Origin of the sequence: Zeaxanthinibacter enoshimensis, from assembly GCF_004362865.1 — a bacterium.
Classification (GTDB): Bacteria; Bacteroidota; Bacteroidia; order Flavobacteriales; family Flavobacteriaceae; genus Zeaxanthinibacter; species Zeaxanthinibacter enoshimensis.
In genome coordinates this window covers 484,011-501,727 of the sequence record NZ_SNYI01000002.1, presented here as the reverse complement: position 1 = coordinate 501,727, position 17,717 = coordinate 484,011, and the positions used below count along the sequence as shown (strand labels likewise).

The following is a 17,717-nucleotide window of genomic DNA, read 5'->3' as shown; positions in this document are numbered from 1 at the left end:
CTCGTTTTTTAATAAAAAAAAGCAGGCCATAAGCCGGATTCTGTTTCCTCCCATAGGGAAGATCCTTATCATTTATCTCGACTCCCGGTTACCCGGAAGCTCTAACCGCCTACCCTTCAGCTCGGGCGTGCAGCCCTCGATCGCTGATATACATGGCGTTTCACCGCATAGAGTTTACCTGATTTCACTACAGCATTACCTGTACTTGCTTTCTGTTGCACTTGTCCTTTCCCGGGGAACCCGGGACGACGGGTGTTACCCGCTATGCTGCACTATGGTGTCCGGACTTTCCTCCCCCCGCAAGATACGGGAAGCGATAAGGTAGCCTGCTTTTGCAAAGATACTTCATTTAAATCGCATCCAGCGGTAACAATTATCACATTAACCAAAGATGTCTTCCTTCCTTTTACGTTTTCCAGTTATCCCCTCTATTTGTTAATAAAAAACCACGCCAGGATCTTTAATACAACCCGGCTTTCCAATGGCTATTTATATATTTGTACTAGTTAGCGGCAAATATACCCGGCCTCGTAAAAATCAGCTGATTTGGAACCATTTATAGTATCCGCAAGGAAATACAGACCACAGACTTTTAAAAATGTAGTGGGGCAACAGGCCATCACTGAAACCCTGCTGAATGCCATTGAGCATAACCATCTTGCGCAGGCATTACTTTTCTGTGGCCCACGGGGAGTTGGTAAAACCACCTGTGCCCGTATACTTGCCAAAAAGATCAATGAAGACGGTACAGAACGGCAGGACGAAGATTACGCTTTCAATATTTTTGAGCTGGATGCTGCGTCTAATAACTCGGTGGACGATATCCGTAGTCTTATCGACCAGGTACGTATTCCACCTCAGGTGGGGAAATACAAGGTCTATATCATCGACGAGGTACACATGTTGTCCCAGTCTGCATTCAACGCCTTCCTGAAGACCCTGGAGGAACCGCCGAAACACGCCATTTTTATCCTGGCCACGACAGAGAAACACAAGATCATCCCTACCATCCTGTCTCGTTGCCAGATTTTCGATTTTAAGAGAATCACTGTAAAAGATGCCGCCTCCTACCTGAAATATATCGCGGATGAGCAAGGTATAGAGGCAGATGACGATGCTTTGCACATCATTGCTCAAAAGGCTGATGGCGCTATGCGTGATGCCCTCTCTATTTTTGACAGGGTCGTCAGCTTTTCGGGAAAAAAATTAGACCGGAAGGCCGTGACCGAGAACCTGAACGTACTGGATCTCGACACCTTCTTTGACACCACAGACCTTATCCTTACCCATGATATCCCCGGCCTGTTAATGTTGTTCAATAAAACCCTGGCTCAGGGATTTGAAGGACAGCACTTTATAAGCGGCCTGGCTACACATTTCAGGGACCTTATGGTATGTCGCCACGAACAGACCATAACCTTGTTAGAGGTGGGGGAAAATGCACAGGCGCGTTACCTTGAACAATCAAAAAAAACCTCGGAATCTTTCCTGCTGCAGGCCATAGATATTGCTAACGACTGCAGCCTGAAGTATAAATCGAGTAAAAATCACCGTTTACTGGTAGAGCTTACCCTGATGAAACTGGCGTCGATCGATTTTCACCCTGAAAAAAAAAATCCTGACGTCAGCAGCAGTCCCGGAAGTGCAAACCTACCCTCATTAGTTCCTGCATCATATTTCAAGGGCCAAAGCCCGATCAAGGTCCGGGAGAAAGATGTGGTGGTGACAACTGAGCCCCTCGATGAAAAGCCGGAAACAGAACCTATTACCGAAGAAGCACCCGGTACTCAAAAGCCGGACGCAACTCCGACGCCTGTTGCGGTAAAGGTCTCCGAACCTGCGCCCGCACCGACGGAAACAGCAGAGGCAGTAAGCAGGAAGATCAATATCAAAGACCGCGCTGAAAGAGTTTCAGGGCTTTCCATATCGAGCATTAAGGTAAAGAAGGCACATGCAGAGAAAGCATCCATTCCCGTAGACGAAGCCAGTTTGCCAAAAGAAGATTTTACGGAAGAGGCCATGCAGCACCTCTGGAAGCTCTTTGTAGATCAGCTGAATGAAAAAGGGAAAAGAATCCTGGCCACCAACCTGAACGTAGACACCCCAAAACTCATTGACCAGAGTACTATCCACATCGAGATGCCTAACAGCACGATGAAAAAGGAAATAGAACGGGAACAGGGGGATCTCCTGATGTACCTCAGGCAAGAACTTGAGAACTATGACATAAGCCTGAAGATCACGGTCAATGAGACCACCAGCACCAAGTATGCGTTTACACCGGAAGAAAAATACCAGAAATTAAGGGAAAAGAACCCGGCTATCGATCTGTTGCGCCAGGAGTTTGATCTTGATATCTAAGGCTGTTTTCTAATATACCGGATCCGTAAGGTATAGATGAGCATTAATATGGCCATGATCAGTAACCCCAGGGCTTCTCGTGCCTTTTCTATATTATCAATATTCCCTTCACCAATCGTAACTCCCTGGTAGGTTTCCGGCCAGGAGTAAGCTACGCCAGCCATAAATAAAATAAAAAGTACCGCGGGGATCAGCCAGGGTAACCTGTCTAATGCAAAGAGCACTGAGATAACAAATGCAGAACCGTAAACGGCGTACCATAAAAAGGCATCCGGATCATTGTATTGTACAAATGCTGCCCACAGGAACAGTATACCAAAGACGATTGCAAAGACCTTGAAGAATACCTTCATAGTATAGTGGTTATTTGGTTTCAGCTACCCGCAATTCCCGTTAAATGGGCCTCCATCAGGCCACGAACTTCTACGGCAGATATACTTCCAGGCAGCTTGGCATTTTTGTTGTTCGATATAAATATAGGATAATCCGCTTTATCTTCCGGGACTATTCCATGTGAGCCTTTGATGAGTTCTGGTTTCAGGGGAATAATATCCAGTACGGTTCTAAAGCCTAATTTCTTCTTCAATAATTTCCAGGCCACTTTTGGCATCACCATGGGGTCTGCCGGATCGGTGAACATTTCCACCGGGTCATAGCCGGGCTTCTTGTGAATATCCACCATCCGTGCATAGTCCGGCGCTTTGGCATCATCCGTCCAGAAATAATAGGTAAACCAACTGTCCGCTCCCGCGAGCAGCACTATATCCCCGCAACGTTCATGCTGCAGGTGGTAAGCCTTTAAGTCTTCGCCGGTCAATACCTTCTTTACCCCCGGTATCCTGGATAACTGGTCGGCTAATTCAGTTATGATCCCGGGTTCATTTACATACACATGGGCCACCTGGTGATCTGCAACTGCAAAAGCCTTACTGGCCCCGGCATCAAGCAGTTCCAGCCCACGTTCTACCCGGATCCCGAGTAAATCCATGGAACGCAGGATACGGTTGATGTGTACAGGCCTCTGAACGTCTGTTATCCCGTATTCTGATAAGATAATAATCTCTGCATCCCGTTGCTCGTAGTAATGGATCAGGTCGGCCACCACCGCATCTATTTCCCTCAGGTCCTCCCCTATTTTATCAAAGTCCAGTCCATGTCGCTGCAGGTTATAATCCAGGTGCGGCAGGTAGACCAAAGTCAGGGTGGGATCATATTTTTCATCCACGCGCATGGTAGCATCGGCGATCCAGCGACTTGATTTTATCGAGGTCTTCGGACCCCAGAAGTTAAATAAGGGAAATGTTCCCAGTTCTTCCTGCAATTCATCCCTGAGTCCCGCCGGGTAACTGTAAATATCAGGTATCTTCCTCCCGTCTGCCAGGTAGTTGGGGCGGGGTGTTACCGAATAATCCACCGAAGAATACATATTATACCACCAGAACATATTGGCACAGGTAAAATCCGGGTCTTCGGCTTTAAACTTTTCCCATATTTTTTCTGCCTGCACCAGGCGGTTGGATTGTCTCCAGAATTTAACTTCCAGCTCTTCCTTAAAATACCATCCATTGCCCACTATCCCGTGTTCTGAAGGCCATTTCCCTGTAAGGTAAGTGCTTTGAGCACTGCAGGTAACTGCCGGGACAACCGGTTCCACAGGTGCCCAGCCCCCTTTTTCTAAAAAGTTCAGTATAGCAGGGGTGTGCTCCCCGATCAATCTTTTGGTAAGGCCTACCACATCTATAACAACGGTCTTCTTCATTTTCATAAATTTTCTTTTAGCCATTGTAGTTCCCTGGTAATGGAATCTGCCAGTGGAATTTTCAGATCACCCGGCAGCACCTCCCAGGTATAGGTTTCAATTTCTAATTGTCCCGTTACACGTTCTTCCCGGAGGTATTCCAGTACTTTGAGTATATGGTCCTGTGTAGACCTCAGCAGGCCAAATTCGTCCAGGAATACGGGAACATGGAAATGAGCACGCATCTCTGTAAAATCAGCAGCCTTGTCTAATACGACCGGCAGATCCGGGTAGGTGATCACCCTTTCTCCTTTAATCTCTGTAACCTGGTGCAGGTAAACAGGTTCGTTGAAACCGGAAAGCGCCGTCCAGATTTCTTCTGGTTTACCCGTTCCCCTGGTGATCTTCAAGGCCGCACTTACCTGTATCTTCCCTATCCTGATCCCTGCACTGCGGAAAGCATTGAACGAATAGGCCGGATCTTCGAAAGCGAGAGAGAAATGACAGATATCGTAACAAAGGGTTATATAACGTCGCAATAAATCCCTGGCCTTTTCGACTGGAACACCTTTCTTAACCAGGTAATTTACACCTGTCATATCCAGGTAATGTTCGAAAAACGACAGAACATCCGGGGTATTTTCCAGGAGGCCATCCGGTTCCGGTTCTATATCCAAATGCAGGTATTTGCCTGTTCTTTCTTCATGCTCATAAAGGAAATAAGCAATTTCTGCAAAAGCTTCCGCTCCGGTTTCCAAGGCTGTTTTTCGCTCAGCCTCATCCTTGTACCAGTGTTTATAACTCACCGGGGAGGTAGAGATACCTCCTTCCTGCCCTTCGGGCAGTAAATATGACAACTGCCTGAACAGTCTCTTGGTATACTGCACCCTTTCGCGCGTTGTCCAGTCGGGGCTGTGAACCTGGTCTTTCACCCGTTCATGGTGAAAATTGCCATAGGGAAAACCATTCATGGTAAAAACATACAACCCGTTTTCCCGTAGCCATTGACCGAATTCTTCTATCCGCCCGACTTCTTCCAGTTCTTCACTGGCCTTATTGGAAAGTCTTAGTCCAACCCCGAATTCAGCATCCGGGACCAATTTCTTCTTTATACCGGGCAGGTAAGCTTTCAGGCTATTAAAGGTGGTCTCCCAGTCCTGTCCCGGGTGGATGTTGGTACAATAGGTAAGCAGGTAATCCTTATGACGCATAGCTAGTTTTTGGCAGCTGTAGTGGCCGCTTTATTCAACAGCCCAATTGATCTTTTCATCATCCCGGAATCTATTTCGTGTACATCATACTTAGAGCCTATGGCATCGATAAGGGTGATCGTCAGTTCTCCGCCCAGGTGTTCACGGAACTCTTCGATCCCGTTCAGCAGTATCACAATATCATCCGGTTCCCCGAAAGGTATATTCAGCTCGAATCCCAGGGATATTAAGAGGTCAAGGATTCGCTGCCAGCTTGCCTGATCGAGCAATCCGGCCTGCCAGGCATATGTGACATCCAGGGCAATGCCCTTAGCTACTGCTTCCCCGTGTCGTATCCGGTATTCACTCATCTGTTCCATCTTATGGGCTGCCCAGTGACCGAAATCAAGGGGACGGCTGGAACCACTCTCAAAGGGGTCCCCTCCCTGCGCGATATGCTCCATGTGGATACGCGCACAGCGATATATCAGCTCCTGCATTGGGTCTTTCTCCCTGTTTCTGATGGCCGGGGCATTGTTTTCCAGGAAAGTGAAAAACGAAGCGTCCTTGATCAGTGCTACTTTGACCGCTTCTGCTGTGCCCGAGATCCAATCCCGCCATTCCAGGGTCTCCAAAAAAACCGAATCATTAATGATGGCATAGGGCAAGGCAAAGGTGCCGATGAAATTCTTTTTTCCAAAACGATTGATCCCGTTCTTTACCCCTACTGCGGCATCATTCTGTGCAAGAACAGTGGTGGGTACCCGGATAAGTTTCACACCACGGTGCGCAATGGTCGCGGCGTAGCCTACAGCATCTATCACTGCCCCGCCCCCGATCACCACAACAAATGAATGCCTGCAGATATGCTGGGTATTAATAGCTTCCAGGACCTTGTTAACGTGGGTGTCACTGATTTTTGCTGCTTCACCTCCCGGGATCTGAACAAGCGCCGTAAAGCTCAGCTGCTGCGAGTAATTCTTACAGTAAGCACGTATCTTTTGCTCCAGGTCCGGGTGATGGTCACTTACCCCCTGGTCTATGACGAACAATGTCTTTACCGGTCCACGACTGTAATTGCCGATGATGTCCTTCAGCAGATCATTCTCCGGGCGGAACATGGAATCGGTGAAATGAAGCTTGTACTCGTGGCGTACGGTAAAGGATTGAACTATAGGATGCAGGGAATTATTTTTCATTCAGGTGACTGCAAATATTTTTGATAGTAATATAGCTAATGGCCAGAGCAATAATATAAGAATTGCATACCATAGAGGCGCAAATCCAATAGCAAGAGAGGCGTCCAGGACGATCAGGGATATAACCCCGGCCATCACTGCTTTTTTAATATTGCCGGCCGAATTTTCTTTATAAGCTCTAAAAAGTGGCCGGTAGATCAGGAAGGCAAATAAAAGGCTGAAAATCAGCCCCAGGCCAATATCCTGAGCATATACGGTCACCACGTATATAACGCATAAAAGAACTATGGCGTATAATACAGCGGCCCATAAAATATGACCTTTGTTATTACCATGAACTTCTCCCCTGCTGATCAGGGTAATGGCAAAGATATAAAGTATGGGAATGATACAATACCACAGCTCATTGAATACCCCTGCTACAGATATTCCCAGCAGTAGGTTCAGTCCGCGACATATCCCCATATTCAATGGTCCCAGAAATGCATATTTCTTGGAAAATCCATCGTAGGAGAGGATAGCCACAGCCAGGGCTAAAGCTACCAACCCACTAACCGGGTTTGCCAGATAAGAAGCTAGGATCCCTCCGATCAGCAGTGACCCACCGAAAATGGCCGCAGCACTGCGTGGGATCAGACCGCTGGGTATGGGCCTTTCCGGTCTTTCAACCAAATCTGTCTCCAGGTCAAAGACATCATTCAGCACTACTCCACCTGCATATAATAATACGGTAGAGACTACCAGCAGCAAGACCTGCGGCAGCAATTCCTGGTTAAAGGAGCCCGCCGTAAATAATGCCCCTGAAATCGCCAAACCGGCGAGAATATCGGCTGCTGCGGTAGGCAGGTTAGCCGGCCGCATCAAACGTGCATAGCCTATGAGAACAGCACGCACCTCAGGAAATTTTATCTGAATCTACCCGTGGTTCCTGCCCGCGAAGTACGCTGTTATCGTTGTATAAGCGGGTCTGGTTGATTCCCTCTGCGTGCAACCAATCAGACTCTTTCATCTTACCGTTCTTCCCGAATGCTTTCAAGGCATTGCTGTAACAGGTCTTTACAACATCTTCCCTGGAGATCCCTCGTTTTAACATTAAAGATGCGGTCTTTGGAACCGCAAGTGGATCACTCACGCCCCAGTCTGCCGAACTGTCCACAATGATATTGTCACTACCAAACTTCTCAACAACGGCCACCATGCGTTCGTTGCCCATTTTCGTCTTTGGGTAAATGGTAAAGGCCGCGATAAAACCCCGGTCCAGAACTTCTTTAACGGTTTCCTCGTTATTGTGGTCTATGATCACGTTGGCCGGGTCCAGCCCGTGCTCCAGGCAGACCTCCATACTCCTTATCGTACCGGCTTTTTTATCCCTGTGTGGTGTATGGACCTGTACGGTCATATCCAGCTCCTTAGCGAGCTCCAGCTGAGCCCTGAAATACTTATCCTCTGCCGGGGTCTGGTCATCATAACCAATTTCACCAATAGCCACAACGTTCTCTTTATGCAGGTAAAGCGGCAGAAGTTCCATTACCTGTTCGGCCAATGCCTCGTTATTGGCCTCCTTGGAATTTAACCCAATTGTACAGTAATGTTTGATACCGAACTGGCTGGCCCTGAAAGGCTCCCATCCTACCAGGCTGCTGAAATAATCCTGGAAGGACCCCACCTGTGTCCGAGGTTGTCCCAACCAAAACGAGGGTTCTATTAAAGCGACTACCCCCGCAGCTGCCATAGCCTCGTAATCATCCGTTGTTCTGGAGGTCATATGAACATGGGGATCTATAAACATCATTTTATCTTGCATTGTTATTGATTTAAGTTATTCCAGTGAATTTCTTTATTCACTACCATTCTTTGTAATTCCGGGTGGGCTGACAGCAGTTGTCTGACCTGCTCTTTCCCTGACTCTGATGCCAATAAGGCCCCGGCTTTTCGTTCTGCCATATTATCACTTTCCAAAAGTCTTTTGACATCTTCGATCAATGCTCCTTCTAAAAAAGGCGATACCGGTTGCCAGAATTGAGGATCAACATCCCGGGATGCCGCCCATCGTTCATGTGCATAATCGGAGATGATCCTGGATAGATCCTGGTTAGCCCTGTCCTTTACACTCAGTATCTGCCCCAGGTCGCGCTGCATAAAGGCAGCCTTTAAATACATCTGGTTCCACTGCTGATCGTTAAAGTAAAGCGCCGGATAAGGATTATTCAGGGCAATTGCATCAAATACAGTGGCTATGTTTGTACGGAGGGCCTCAACCGCAGAAAACCTGAAATCCCCGGCACCCGGCAATAAAACAAGGAACTTCAGGAAGGTTTCCATTTCCCCGGTATCAGCAAGTTCTATCAATTTCTGTACTTTGGGAAGGTAAAATTCCCGGTCGGCTTCCAGGGCAAATAGCAGAAGATAAATCCTTGCGATCTGCCTGTTATCTGCATTTTGTAATTCCAGGTAGTTAGTTAATTCAGATGATCCCCCGGGATATTCCGGAAGATCAGCCTGCACTTTAGTTCCCAGCAGGCTGTAGGTCAAGTAAAGCTGCCTGGCCGATGGGGTTTCCCTGAGTTCAGAAAGCTGCTTATTCCACCATTCGATTGTGCCGGGATCCAGGTTTGTTTTAAGAATTTTGGCCAGAATAGGCCCTGTATTTTCAGAATACATAGGTTAGTCTCGTCGGTTTTATTGTGTTTGCTAAAAACTGATATGGTTCCTCGAAGGGGAAAGGAAATATCAAGGCTCACAAATCTAATCAATATATTCTTTTTGACCCAGAAATACCGGGCTGCAGATATGTTGGTATTCTTCTTATTTTTGCACTAAAAGAAGATCCCATGCTCGGACTAAAATTACCCACAGACCCACGTTGGGTGAACATTGTATCTAAGAATATCGACGAAATCCTGACCGATCACGCTTACTGTGAGCAGAAAGCTGCCAGTACGGCAATATCTTTCATCGTAACGTATCCCGAGTACCCGGAACTGGTCCAGGAAATGATCGCTCTATCCCGGGAAGAGATGGGACACTTTAAAATGGTACACGACAGGATACTTGCAAGGGGTAAGACCCTTGGCAGGTACCGCAAGGACGAATACGTGATACAGCTTATGAAGTTCTTTCCCAAGGGCGGAAGTCGAATTACCCAGTTGGTCCACAGGCTTCTCTACGCAGCATTGATCGAAGCCAGGAGCTGTGAACGCTTCAGGCTTTTATCCGAGGAACTTGAGGACAAAGAGCTGGCCGAATTCTACAGGAAACTTATGGTCAGTGAAGCGGGTCATTACACCCTGTTTTTGAACTTCGCGAGAAAATTCGGGGAAAGAAAAGAGGTAGACGAAAAATGGCAGCAGCTACTGGACTACGAAGCCGGTATAATGAAAGACCTGGGTAAGAAGGAAACCATCCACGGGTAGATCTCAGACCTCCTTAAGCCGGTAACTCAGCAACATACTCACCAGTAACATCCCACACAGGAAGTAGAGGAGGAAATCCGTACTGAACCATTCCGCAAGAAAACCGATACCCGCGGTAAGTATGGTGAATAAGCCAATGAGCGTATTAGACAAAGCTATATACAAGGGGCGTTCGTCTTCCGGGGCCAAATCCGTTAGGTAGGTCTTACGGCTTAGCCTTGCACCGCCATGTGCCATCATATTGAGCAGGATGAGTGGGGCAAAGAGATAGATCGACCTGTAATCTGAAGGTAGATAAGTGAAACCCAGTACGAGCAGGCAATTCAATATTCCAAAAGCGCCTATTCCTATCATCAGCTTTCGCGATGACCAGTCTGCCAGTTTCCCCCAGAACGGACTAGAAACCAGGGCAGCGATTCCCGAAGCCACTACAAAAAGTCCCAGCCCGGACAGATCTGCATCTGTATTCTTTCGCCCGATCACCACGAAGAACGGCTGTGCAAGGGGGATAGCCATAAGGAATGCACGGGCCATTACAAATGTACGGAGGTTACTATCCTGGCCGAGCAGTTTCCATCCTTTCCTAAACTCTTCGATCGGCGTCCTGCCCCCATCCGAAGCTCCCTTCTCCTCCTCTATCCAGAGGAAGAATACGCCCGCCAGCACCCAGAGAATTGTGGCCAGGCCAACCAGTATAAACAAGATGCCCATGGTATCCTGCTCCCGGAGGAAGAAATAAAGTACGAGTCCAAAAAGAAGGGTGAGTACCCCGCCGCCGGTAGCTCGAGTAGCTAATAGCCTTCCCCTGTTCCCTTTAGGGATGGTCTTCCCCATTACATCTTTAAAGGCGACAGAGGAAACTCCACTGGCCATACTGTAGAGCAGCAGCAGGCTGACCACTGAAATTCCCAGGACAGTTCCTTCAAGTGTAAAAAATGCAATCCCCATCAATGCGACCAGGGCTGCCTGGGCCATAGCCGGGAATCCCCAGAAATATTTACGGATAGGAAACGCCCTGATCTTTCCGGAAACAAAGAGCTGCGGCAGCAAACTTCCCAGGTTCTTCAGGGGAACAAGCATCCCGGAAAATCCCAGCCCGGCATCGAACATAGAAAGCATCCAGGGAAGTGTGACCCCGGGGCTCACCAGCTGTTCTGCCAGTTTGGAACAGAACCCGCTCAGGGCATTCTTAAAAAAGTTACCCGGGACATTGGTACAGTTTTCTTCGCTTATCGCTTTGCAGGAGCGTTCTTCGTCTTCTTCGGTGATCCAGCGGTAAATTTCCTCTTCTTTCATCTTAAGAGTGCCGGGTAGTTGTAGTTTGCTCCGTGTAATAAAGTGTTTTAATGATGCCGTCAGAGAGCCCTACCTTAGGTACGTGTATCTTCTTGGCCCCACTCCATTTAGCAGCCAGTAAAAAGATCCTGGTCGCCGGGATGATCACATCCGCCCGGTCCGGGTTCAGTCCCAGCTGAATGATACGATCTTCATAACTCATGGATTGCAGGTACTGGTACTGGGAATGCAGCCAGATATAGGACAAGGGCACACCCATTTTGCGACCCGACATCTTATGGAGCTTATTGATATTGCCACCGGAGCCGATAATCTGTACATTCTGCAAGGGTGTAACGTGCTTCTGGATCCATTTCCTGATCTCCTCCCAGTGCGCATCCTCTACCATCCCGTTCAGAAGTCTCACCGTTCCAACTTTAAAGGAGCGGGATATCTTAGGAGTAGCTCCACTCAGGAGCGTAAATTCGGTGCTACCTCCACCCACATCTATATACAGGTAAGCCTGGTCTTCCTGCAGTAATTGCTGCAGGTCTGTATTGGCAATTATAGCGGCCTCTTTCTTCCCATCGATAATCTCCACCTCTACCCCGGACTCTTCCCTGATACGTTTGATGATCTTCTTCCCGTTCCTGGCTTCTCGCATTGCCGAGGTGGCACAGGCCATATATTTCTCTACCCCCATGACAGACATCAGGTGCTTAAAAGCCTTCATGGTTTCCAGCATCCTTTCGGTATTTCTCGCCGATATTTCGCCCAGGGTGAAAGTATCCTCCCCCAACCTGACAGGAACCCTTATCAGGGAACTTTTCCTGAACTGGGTTTCCTGCTTGTCTTGTTCAATTACATTGTGAACCAAAAGCCGGATGGCGTTGGAACCAATGTCTATAGCAGCAAATTTCCGAATCTTCAATCCCAGGGTTTTTACGAGTCCAGTTTTTTCAGGTAATAGTCATAAGTGGCAAATTGAGAGCGTACAGAGGGCAGGTGATTTTCCCGGTAGGTATTATCCTGTGAAGCATTGAAAACCCTGGCCTTTACGTTATCACTCCAGGAGATCTCAAAAGTATCGATAAGTTCCTGTTTAATATCTTCATCGTAGATCGGAACGCCAACTTCTACCCGGTTGTCCAGGTTCCTGGTCATCCAGTCCGCCGAGGAGATAAAAACCTTGGGATCCCCGTCATTTCCAAAAATAAATAACCTGGGATGCTCTAAGAACTTATCCACCACACTGATGGCCTCGATATTCTCGCTCATCCCTTTTATTCCGGGTATAAGGCAGCAAATTCCGCGGATGATCAGTTGAATCTTCACCCCTGCCCTGCTGGCCTCGTAGAGTTTATCCACCATCTGGTAGGAGGTAAAGGAATTCATCTTTATCTTGATATATGCTTCTTTCCCGGCTTTGGCATTAGCGATCTCCTTGCGTATAAAACGTTCAAAATTACGACGTGTATAATGCGGCGAAACAATAAGGTGTTTATACTTATGGATCTTATAGGTAGTTTCAAAGAAGTCGAACACCTTGCTCAGTTCTTTCAGAATGGCTCCATTGGCTGTAAATAAGGTATAATCGGTATAGATACGCGCGGTAGATTCGTTAAAGTTACCCGTGCTTATAAACCCGTAGTGCTTTAGGTTCTTACCCTCCAGCCTCTCAATAAGACAGATCTTACTGTGTACTTTCAACCCCGGAACCCCGAAAATTAATTTTACCCCTTCTGCCTGTAATTGTTCTGCGTATTTAATGTTGGCCTGTTCATCAAACCGGGCCTGCAGCTCTATCTGTACGGTTACCTGTTTCCCGTTCTTCACGGCGTTGATGAGCGAGGCGGTCACCTGGGAATTATCTGCCAGGCGATAGACCGTAATTTTGATATTCTTGACCAATGGATCCAGGGCAGCTTCCCTCAAGAACTTAATGACGTAAGAGAAGGTATGGTAGGGAGCATACTGCAGATAATCCTTTTTAGCGATATCCTCCAGCAAACTTCCTTCCAGGCTGAGACCCTTGACCGGTAATGGACGGATCTTGGGGTATAGCAGGTCTTCACGTCCAAGACTCGGGAATCCCATATAATCCCGCCGGTTGTGGTAACGCCCCCCGGGGATAAGACTGTCGGTCTCTTCTATTCCCATCTTCTTGATGAGGAAATCAAAGGTGTCTTCGGCTATACTCTTATCGTAAACGAATCTTACAGGGTCACCTATTTTCCTGTGCTCTACGCTGGATGAGATCTTCTCGATGAAGCTTTTACTCAGGTCGTTGTCTATATCCAGTTCGGCATCCCGTGTAATTTTGATCATGTGGGCCGAGATGGATTTATAGTCGAACATGGTGAAAATACCATCCAGGCAATAACGGATCACGTCATCCAGCATGATGATATAGTTCTTATCCCCATCTTTGGGCAGAACAATAAATCGGTCTATTCCCTTCGGGATCTCGATTAGCGCATATCGCTTTTCTTTCTTTCCTTTTACTTTTGGAATCTTATCCCCATTCTTCAGGACCATTTTTACGGCCAGGTATGCAGCCGTATCCTTAAGCATGGGGAATTGGGCAAGATCATTCAGGATAATGGTCATCAGCTGTGGACTGATACTCTGTGTAAAGTAATTCCGAACAAAGGCTTCCTGCTTACCATTGATCTCGGTCTCATTGATCAGGAAAATGTTTTCTGTTTCCAGCTCTTCCTCTATATCCTTCAGGATCTCCAGGCTCTTGCTCTGCTGCCTGATCACGATCTGGGTGATCTGTTCCAGGAGATCTTTGGCCTTCTCGCCACCCAGCTCACTTTTCCCGGATTTACCAGATTCTGCAATACGTTTCACTGTGGCATATCGCACTTTGAAAAATTCGTCAAGGTTGTTGGAAAATATACCCAGGAACCTGAGTCTTTCTATCAGGGGAACATTCTTATCTGCACATTCCTGCAGAACTCTTTCATTAAATCGCAGCCAGCTTATTTCCCTGTTAATGTATTGGTTTTTGCTTCTCTGCATTATTTTAAATGTTTTGGGAAGATGGTACGCACGGTTTTGCCTTGCTTTGCCGATTTCCAGAAATCGATATCAAACTGCAAATGTACCAGGCCCGTAGTCGGAACGTTATCGATGGATTCACTGCCCCATTGGTTCACTACGTTCGTAAAAGCGTAATTATGGCCGAAGATCATAACAGTTTCCAGGGAATCATCGAGATTATGAACAAATTCCATTACCCCCTCACCCGAAAACTCGTAAAGATCCTCGCTTAACCTGAATTTCTCCAGGTCGTATTTCAGTTTCCGAAGGAAGATGGTACAAGTGTGCAAAGCGCGGTTGGCGGGACTCGAATATATGGCATCGGGCGTTATCCCGAGAGTTTTAAACTTACCCGAAACGAGCAAGCCATCATTGATTCCCCGCTCCTTTAGCGGCCGGTCTTTATCGTTTACGTCATAATTCCATGCCGATTTCCCATGACGTACAAATATTAAGTTTTTCATTTTCCAGTTCTTTGTGTTGTTGATTAAGCTCCTTGGTAATTCATCAAGGAGACAAGCGCACCCGACCCCAATTATCACCAGGTTCCAGGGTGTAGAGAAGCCTGTCGTGAAGACGGTTAGGACGCCCTTGCCAAAATTCCATACTTTCCGGGATTACCCTGTATCCGCCCCAGTACTCCGGTCTGCTCACCTCTTCCGCCGGCAGGGTTTCTTCCAGCTCTTTCAACCGGTTTTCCAGATCTTCCCGCGAGGGGATGGTCTTACTTTGCGCAGACACTATGGCACCTAGCCGGCTGCCGAGAGGCCTGCTGTTAAAATAGGCATCTGAGTCGGAAGAATCAACCTTAGAAGCTTTTCCTTTTATGATTACCTGTCTTTCCATGGTGGGCCAGAAAAAGGAGATCCCAACCCGGGGATTGGCGGCGATGGCCTGTCCCTTTTCACTCTTATAATTCGTGTAAAAAACAAAACCTTTATCCGAAAACTCCTTTAGCAGCACTACCCTTCCTTTTGGAAAGCCATCTACCCCAAGGGTCACCAGCGTCATGGTATTGAGCTCTTCCACGGTCCCGGATTCTTCCAATTCCGTGAACCACCGCTTGAACAATTGAAAAGGATCCATACCTGCCGTTTCCTCGACCAGGGCACTTTTTTCGTATGATTTCCTGTAAGATCTGAGATCTTTTGCCATTAACGTATTTTAGAAAAACAAGATAAGCAAAGTTGGGAAAACAAAGGATATCTCAGGGGGGCCAGCTGCAATATTTTATTGCGGCTAAATAAGGAATTTCCGTGGCTGCGGGAGAACGATTTCCGGGGTACTTAGAATTCGAATGATTTCCCATCCTCAGCCAGAAGAACTTCGGGGAAAACTGTTTGTGCTTCCTGCCTGAATTTCTCAATATCCCGGTACCGGGTTGAATAATGCCCCAGGATCAGATGTGCCACACCTGCCTGCCTGGCTATTTCTGCAGCCTCGGCTGCCGTGGAATGACCTGTTTTAAGAGCAAGCTGATGCTCCGTCCGCAGGAAGGTAGATTCGTGGTAAAGAACCTGTACTCCACTGATCTGCGGCACTATACGAGGATTAAAAGCTGTATCACTGCAATAGGCATAGCTCATGGGCGCAGGAGGATCCAGGGTCAGTTCGCGGTTGCTTATAAGGGTTCCATCTTCAAGCTCGTAGTTATTACCTTGTTTAATTAACTGGAAATACTCTTTAGGAATCCTGTATTTCCGGGTGGCCTCTACGTTCAGTTTCCGGGGTGAGGGTTTTTCCCGGAAAAGGAATCCATTGGTATAAATCCGGTGGTCCAGGGGTATGGTATCCACAGAGACGACCTCATCTTCATAGAGGGTGACCGGCTGATCTTCCACCAGCTCATGGAAGAGAAGGGGGTAATTCGTCCAGGAATTTCCCAGCTTAAGCAAAAGGGTGATAGCTTCCTTTAACCCTTTAGGACCATAAATGTGCAATGCCTTCTGACGCCCTAACAACCGGAAAGATGCTACAAGTCCCGGCAGCCCAAAAAAGTGATCCCCGTGCAGGTGGGAAATAAAGATGTGATTAATCCGGGAAAAGCGGATCTTCTGCCTTCTCAATTCTACCTGGGTACCCTCCCCACAGTCGATAAGGAAGAGATGGTTCTTGATCTCCAGTACCTGGGCAGTTGGATTCGTAAGAGTACGGGGGGTGGCTGCGTAACAGCCCAGGATATGTACTTTCATAGATAAGTCCTTTAAGGAGCCGGGCAGCAGGCCTATTCCAGGTCCAGGTCCCTTTCTATCTCGTCCATCTCGATAAGGTCATTTGCCTCACGCAGGGTTGGTACTACCACTAGTTCATCCGGAATATCGTCAAATGTCACCTGTTCCGTCACGATGACAAAAGATTTACCCTTTTCCCTGTGCATATCGGAAAGCTCGAGAAAAAGAGGAAGATCCTCAGCGGTGAGCCGTGAAAAAGATGTCAGGTTAACGATGATATTATCGTTCTTGATCTTGTCATAGCCCTCTTTCAGGTTCTCAAGGAATTTTTGCAGCGATACATTTTCCTGGAATAGAATGGCCGTTTGGCCGTCTTTATCAAAGATCATAGTTCTTATTTAATTTTGGATGCTAATAAGTAGATCACGGCCATGCGGATCGCAACCCCGTTCTCTACCTGGTTCAGGATAATGGACTGCTTGGAATCTGCAACATCACTGGTGATCTCCACTCCCCTGTTGATAGGCCCGGGATGCATAACCACGATCTCCTTGTCCAGGCTGTCCAGTATTTTCTTGTTCAACCCATACTGCTGGGTGTACTCGCGCGTAGTAGGGAAATAACTGATCTCCATACGCTCGTTCTGGATGCGCAGCATATTGGCCACATCGCACCAGTTAAGTGCTTTTCGAAGGTCATTTTCCACCGTAACCCCCAGGGTTTCTATATACTTCGGGATAAGGGTGTGAGGCCCGCAGACCTTCACTTCGGCTCCCTGTAATTTCAGGGCAAATATATTAGAGAGCGCTACCCTGGAATGAAGGATATCCCCGACGATGACCACTTTTTTACCCGCAACATCACCAAGTTTTTCCCGTATTGAATAGGAATCCAGCAGTGCCTGGGTAGGATGTTCATGCGCACCGTCCCCCGCATTCACAATAGAGGCGTTTACATGTTTGGAAAGGAAGATCCCGGCACCCGGATTAGGATGTCTCATCACCACCATATCAACCTTCATCGAGAGGATATTGTTAACGGTGTCGATCAGGGTCTCACCTTTTTTTACGGATGACTGCCCGGCCGAGAAATTGATAACGTCGGCAGAGAGTCGTTTTTCAGCAAGTTCAAAGGAGAGTTTGGTCCTGGTACTGTTTTCAAAAAAGATATTGGCAATCGTGATGTCTCTGAGCGAAGGAACTTTCTTGATGGATCGGTTGATCACTTCCTTGAAGTGATCGGCAGTTTCAAAGATCAGGTCAATATCTGCTTCATTAAGATATTTGATTCCCAACAAGTGTTTTACACTTAATTCTGCCATG

Annotated in this window: 17 protein-coding genes and 1 other RNA gene; 2 read left to right on the top strand and 16 right to left on the bottom strand. The window is 47.4% G+C overall.

The window, feature by feature from the left end; genetic code table 11:
* Positions 1-14: 14 nt before the first annotated feature.
* An RNA gene (rnpB, locus tag CLV82_RS08460) (RNase P RNA component class A) lies at positions 15-333 on the bottom strand.
* Positions 334-546: 213 nt separating this feature from the next.
* Here rnpB and CLV82_RS08455 point away from each other — a divergent pair.
* On the top strand, positions 547-2,361 hold the full coding sequence (locus CLV82_RS08455; protein ID WP_133643877.1) for a DNA polymerase III subunit gamma/tau: 1,815 nt from the start codon (positions 547-549) through the stop codon (positions 2,359-2,361).
* Here the strand turns inward: CLV82_RS08455 and CLV82_RS08450 are convergent.
* Genes CLV82_RS08450 through CLV82_RS08420 form a run of 7 tightly spaced genes read right to left on the bottom strand, consistent with a single transcriptional unit; the run spans position 2,358 to position 9,149 of the window.
* A complete protein-coding gene (locus CLV82_RS08450; RefSeq protein WP_133643876.1) occupies positions 2,358-2,714 on the bottom strand; it encodes a transmembrane 220 family protein in 357 nt (118 codons plus the stop codon). The genes CLV82_RS08455 and CLV82_RS08450 overlap by 4 nt on opposite strands.
* 20 nt (positions 2,715-2,734) lie before the next feature.
* The gene (locus CLV82_RS08445) at positions 2,735-4,120 is read right to left on the bottom strand and encodes an alkaline phosphatase family protein (protein WP_133644501.1); all 1,386 of its coding nucleotides are present in this window, start codon (positions 4,118-4,120) and stop codon (positions 2,735-2,737) included.
* 2 nt (positions 4,121-4,122) lie between these two features.
* Positions 4,123-5,310 carry a metabolite traffic protein EboE gene (eboE, locus tag CLV82_RS08440; protein WP_133643875.1) on the bottom strand — a complete coding sequence of 396 codons (1,188 nt, stop codon included), beginning with the start codon at positions 5,308-5,310 and terminating at the stop codon, positions 4,123-4,125.
* Positions 5,311-5,312: 2 nt separating this feature from the next.
* Positions 5,313-6,488, bottom strand: coding sequence for a 3-dehydroquinate synthase (locus CLV82_RS08435; protein WP_133643874.1), 1,176 nt, complete (start codon positions 6,486-6,488; stop codon positions 5,313-5,315).
* The gene (gene eboC, locus CLV82_RS08430) at positions 6,489-7,382 is read right to left on the bottom strand and encodes a UbiA-like protein EboC (protein WP_243744172.1); all 894 of its coding nucleotides are present in this window, start codon (positions 7,380-7,382) and stop codon (positions 6,489-6,491) included. It abuts the gene before it with no gap.
* A gap of 1 nt (position 7,383) precedes the next feature.
* The gene (locus tag CLV82_RS08425) at positions 7,384-8,292 is read right to left on the bottom strand and encodes a TatD family hydrolase (RefSeq protein ID WP_133643873.1); all 909 of its coding nucleotides are present in this window, start codon (positions 8,290-8,292) and stop codon (positions 7,384-7,386) included.
* 2 nt (positions 8,293-8,294) lie between these two features.
* On the bottom strand, positions 8,295-9,149 hold the full coding sequence (locus CLV82_RS08420; RefSeq protein WP_133643872.1) for an EboA domain-containing protein: 855 nt from the start codon (positions 9,147-9,149) through the stop codon (positions 8,295-8,297).
* A 170-nt stretch (positions 9,150-9,319) separates the two neighbouring features.
* On the opposite strand from CLV82_RS08420, the gene miaE reads away from it, so the two are divergent.
* Positions 9,320-9,901 carry a tRNA-(ms[2]io[6]A)-hydroxylase gene (gene miaE, locus CLV82_RS08415; RefSeq protein WP_133643871.1) on the top strand — a complete coding sequence of 194 codons (582 nt, stop codon included), beginning with the start codon at positions 9,320-9,322 and terminating at the stop codon, positions 9,899-9,901.
* Positions 9,902-9,904: 3 nt separating this feature from the next.
* Here the strand turns inward: miaE and CLV82_RS08410 are convergent, their stop codons facing one another.
* The 8 genes from CLV82_RS08410 to CLV82_RS08375 form a co-directional block, all read right to left on the bottom strand.
* Positions 9,905-11,197, bottom strand: coding sequence for an MFS transporter (locus CLV82_RS08410; protein ID WP_133643870.1), 1,293 nt, complete (start codon positions 11,195-11,197; stop codon positions 9,905-9,907).
* 1 nt (position 11,198) lies between these two features.
* Positions 11,199-12,107 (bottom strand): Ppx/GppA phosphatase family protein, encoded by a 909-nt coding sequence (locus tag CLV82_RS08405; RefSeq protein ID WP_133643869.1) that lies wholly within the window; start codon positions 12,105-12,107, stop codon positions 11,199-11,201.
* Positions 12,108-12,118: 11 nt separating this feature from the next.
* Complete coding sequence (ppk1, locus tag CLV82_RS08400) at positions 12,119-14,203, bottom strand: polyphosphate kinase 1 (RefSeq protein ID WP_133643868.1); 2,085 nt, start codon at positions 14,201-14,203, stop codon at positions 12,119-12,121.
* The gene (locus CLV82_RS08395) at positions 14,203-14,688 is read right to left on the bottom strand and encodes a SixA phosphatase family protein (RefSeq protein WP_133643867.1); all 486 of its coding nucleotides are present in this window, start codon (positions 14,686-14,688) and stop codon (positions 14,203-14,205) included. The genes ppk1 and CLV82_RS08395 overlap by 1 nt, the downstream gene beginning before the upstream one ends.
* 43 nt (positions 14,689-14,731) lie before the next feature.
* Complete coding sequence (pdxH, locus tag CLV82_RS08390) at positions 14,732-15,379, bottom strand: pyridoxamine 5'-phosphate oxidase (RefSeq protein ID WP_133643866.1); 648 nt, start codon at positions 15,377-15,379, stop codon at positions 14,732-14,734.
* A 131-nt stretch (positions 15,380-15,510) separates the two neighbouring features.
* Positions 15,511-16,416 (bottom strand): ribonuclease Z, encoded by a 906-nt coding sequence (locus CLV82_RS08385; protein WP_133643865.1) that lies wholly within the window; start codon positions 16,414-16,416, stop codon positions 15,511-15,513.
* A 32-nt stretch (positions 16,417-16,448) separates the two neighbouring features.
* Positions 16,449-16,784: a ribonuclease Z gene (locus tag CLV82_RS08380; RefSeq protein WP_133643864.1), complete on the bottom strand. Its 336-nt coding sequence runs from the start codon at positions 16,782-16,784 to the stop codon at positions 16,449-16,451.
* 5 nt (positions 16,785-16,789) lie between these two features.
* On the bottom strand, positions 16,790-17,716 hold the full coding sequence (locus CLV82_RS08375) for an aspartate carbamoyltransferase catalytic subunit (protein WP_133643863.1): 927 nt from the start codon (positions 17,714-17,716) through the stop codon (positions 16,790-16,792).
* Position 17,717 lies beyond the last annotated feature (1 nt).

Excerpts from the sequence above, each read along its gene's own strand:
- CLV82_RS08450 (WP_133643876.1), bottom strand. The coding sequence starts at position 2,714 with ATGAAGGTATTCTTCAAGGTCTTTGCAATCGTCTTTGGTATACTGTTC.
- CLV82_RS08445 (WP_133644501.1), bottom strand. The coding sequence starts at position 4,120 with ATGAAGAAGACCGTTGTTATAGATGTGGTAGGCCTTACCAAAAGATTG.
- eboE (WP_133643875.1), bottom strand. The coding sequence starts at position 5,310 with ATGCGTCATAAGGATTACCTGCTTACCTATTGTACCAACATCCACCCG.
- CLV82_RS08435 (WP_133643874.1), bottom strand. The coding sequence starts at position 6,488 with ATGAAAAATAATTCCCTGCATCCTATAGTTCAATCCTTTACCGTACGC.
- CLV82_RS08425 (WP_133643873.1), bottom strand. The coding sequence starts at position 8,292 with ATGCAAGATAAAATGATGTTTATAGATCCCCATGTTCATATGACCTCC.
- CLV82_RS08420 (WP_133643872.1), bottom strand. The coding sequence starts at position 9,149 with ATGTATTCTGAAAATACAGGGCCTATTCTGGCCAAAATTCTTAAAACA.
- miaE (WP_133643871.1), top strand. The coding sequence starts at position 9,320 with ATGCTCGGACTAAAATTACCCACAGACCCACGTTGGGTGAACATTGTA.
- CLV82_RS08410 (WP_133643870.1), bottom strand. The coding sequence starts at position 11,197 with ATGAAAGAAGAGGAAATTTACCGCTGGATCACCGAAGAAGACGAAGAA.
- ppk1 (WP_133643868.1), bottom strand. The coding sequence starts at position 14,203 with ATGCAGAGAAGCAAAAACCAATACATTAACAGGGAAATAAGCTGGCTG.
- CLV82_RS08395 (WP_133643867.1), bottom strand. The coding sequence starts at position 14,688 with ATGAAAAACTTAATATTTGTACGTCATGGGAAATCGGCATGGAATTAT.
- pdxH (WP_133643866.1), bottom strand. The coding sequence starts at position 15,379 with ATGGCAAAAGATCTCAGATCTTACAGGAAATCATACGAAAAAAGTGCC.
- CLV82_RS08385 (WP_133643865.1), bottom strand. The coding sequence starts at position 16,416 with ATGAAAGTACATATCCTGGGCTGTTACGCAGCCACCCCCCGTACTCTT.
- CLV82_RS08380 (WP_133643864.1), bottom strand. The coding sequence starts at position 16,784 with ATGATCTTTGATAAAGACGGCCAAACGGCCATTCTATTCCAGGAAAAT.
- CLV82_RS08375 (WP_133643863.1), bottom strand. The coding sequence starts at position 17,716 with ATGGCAGAATTAAGTGTAAAACACTTGTTGGGAATCAAATATCTTAAT.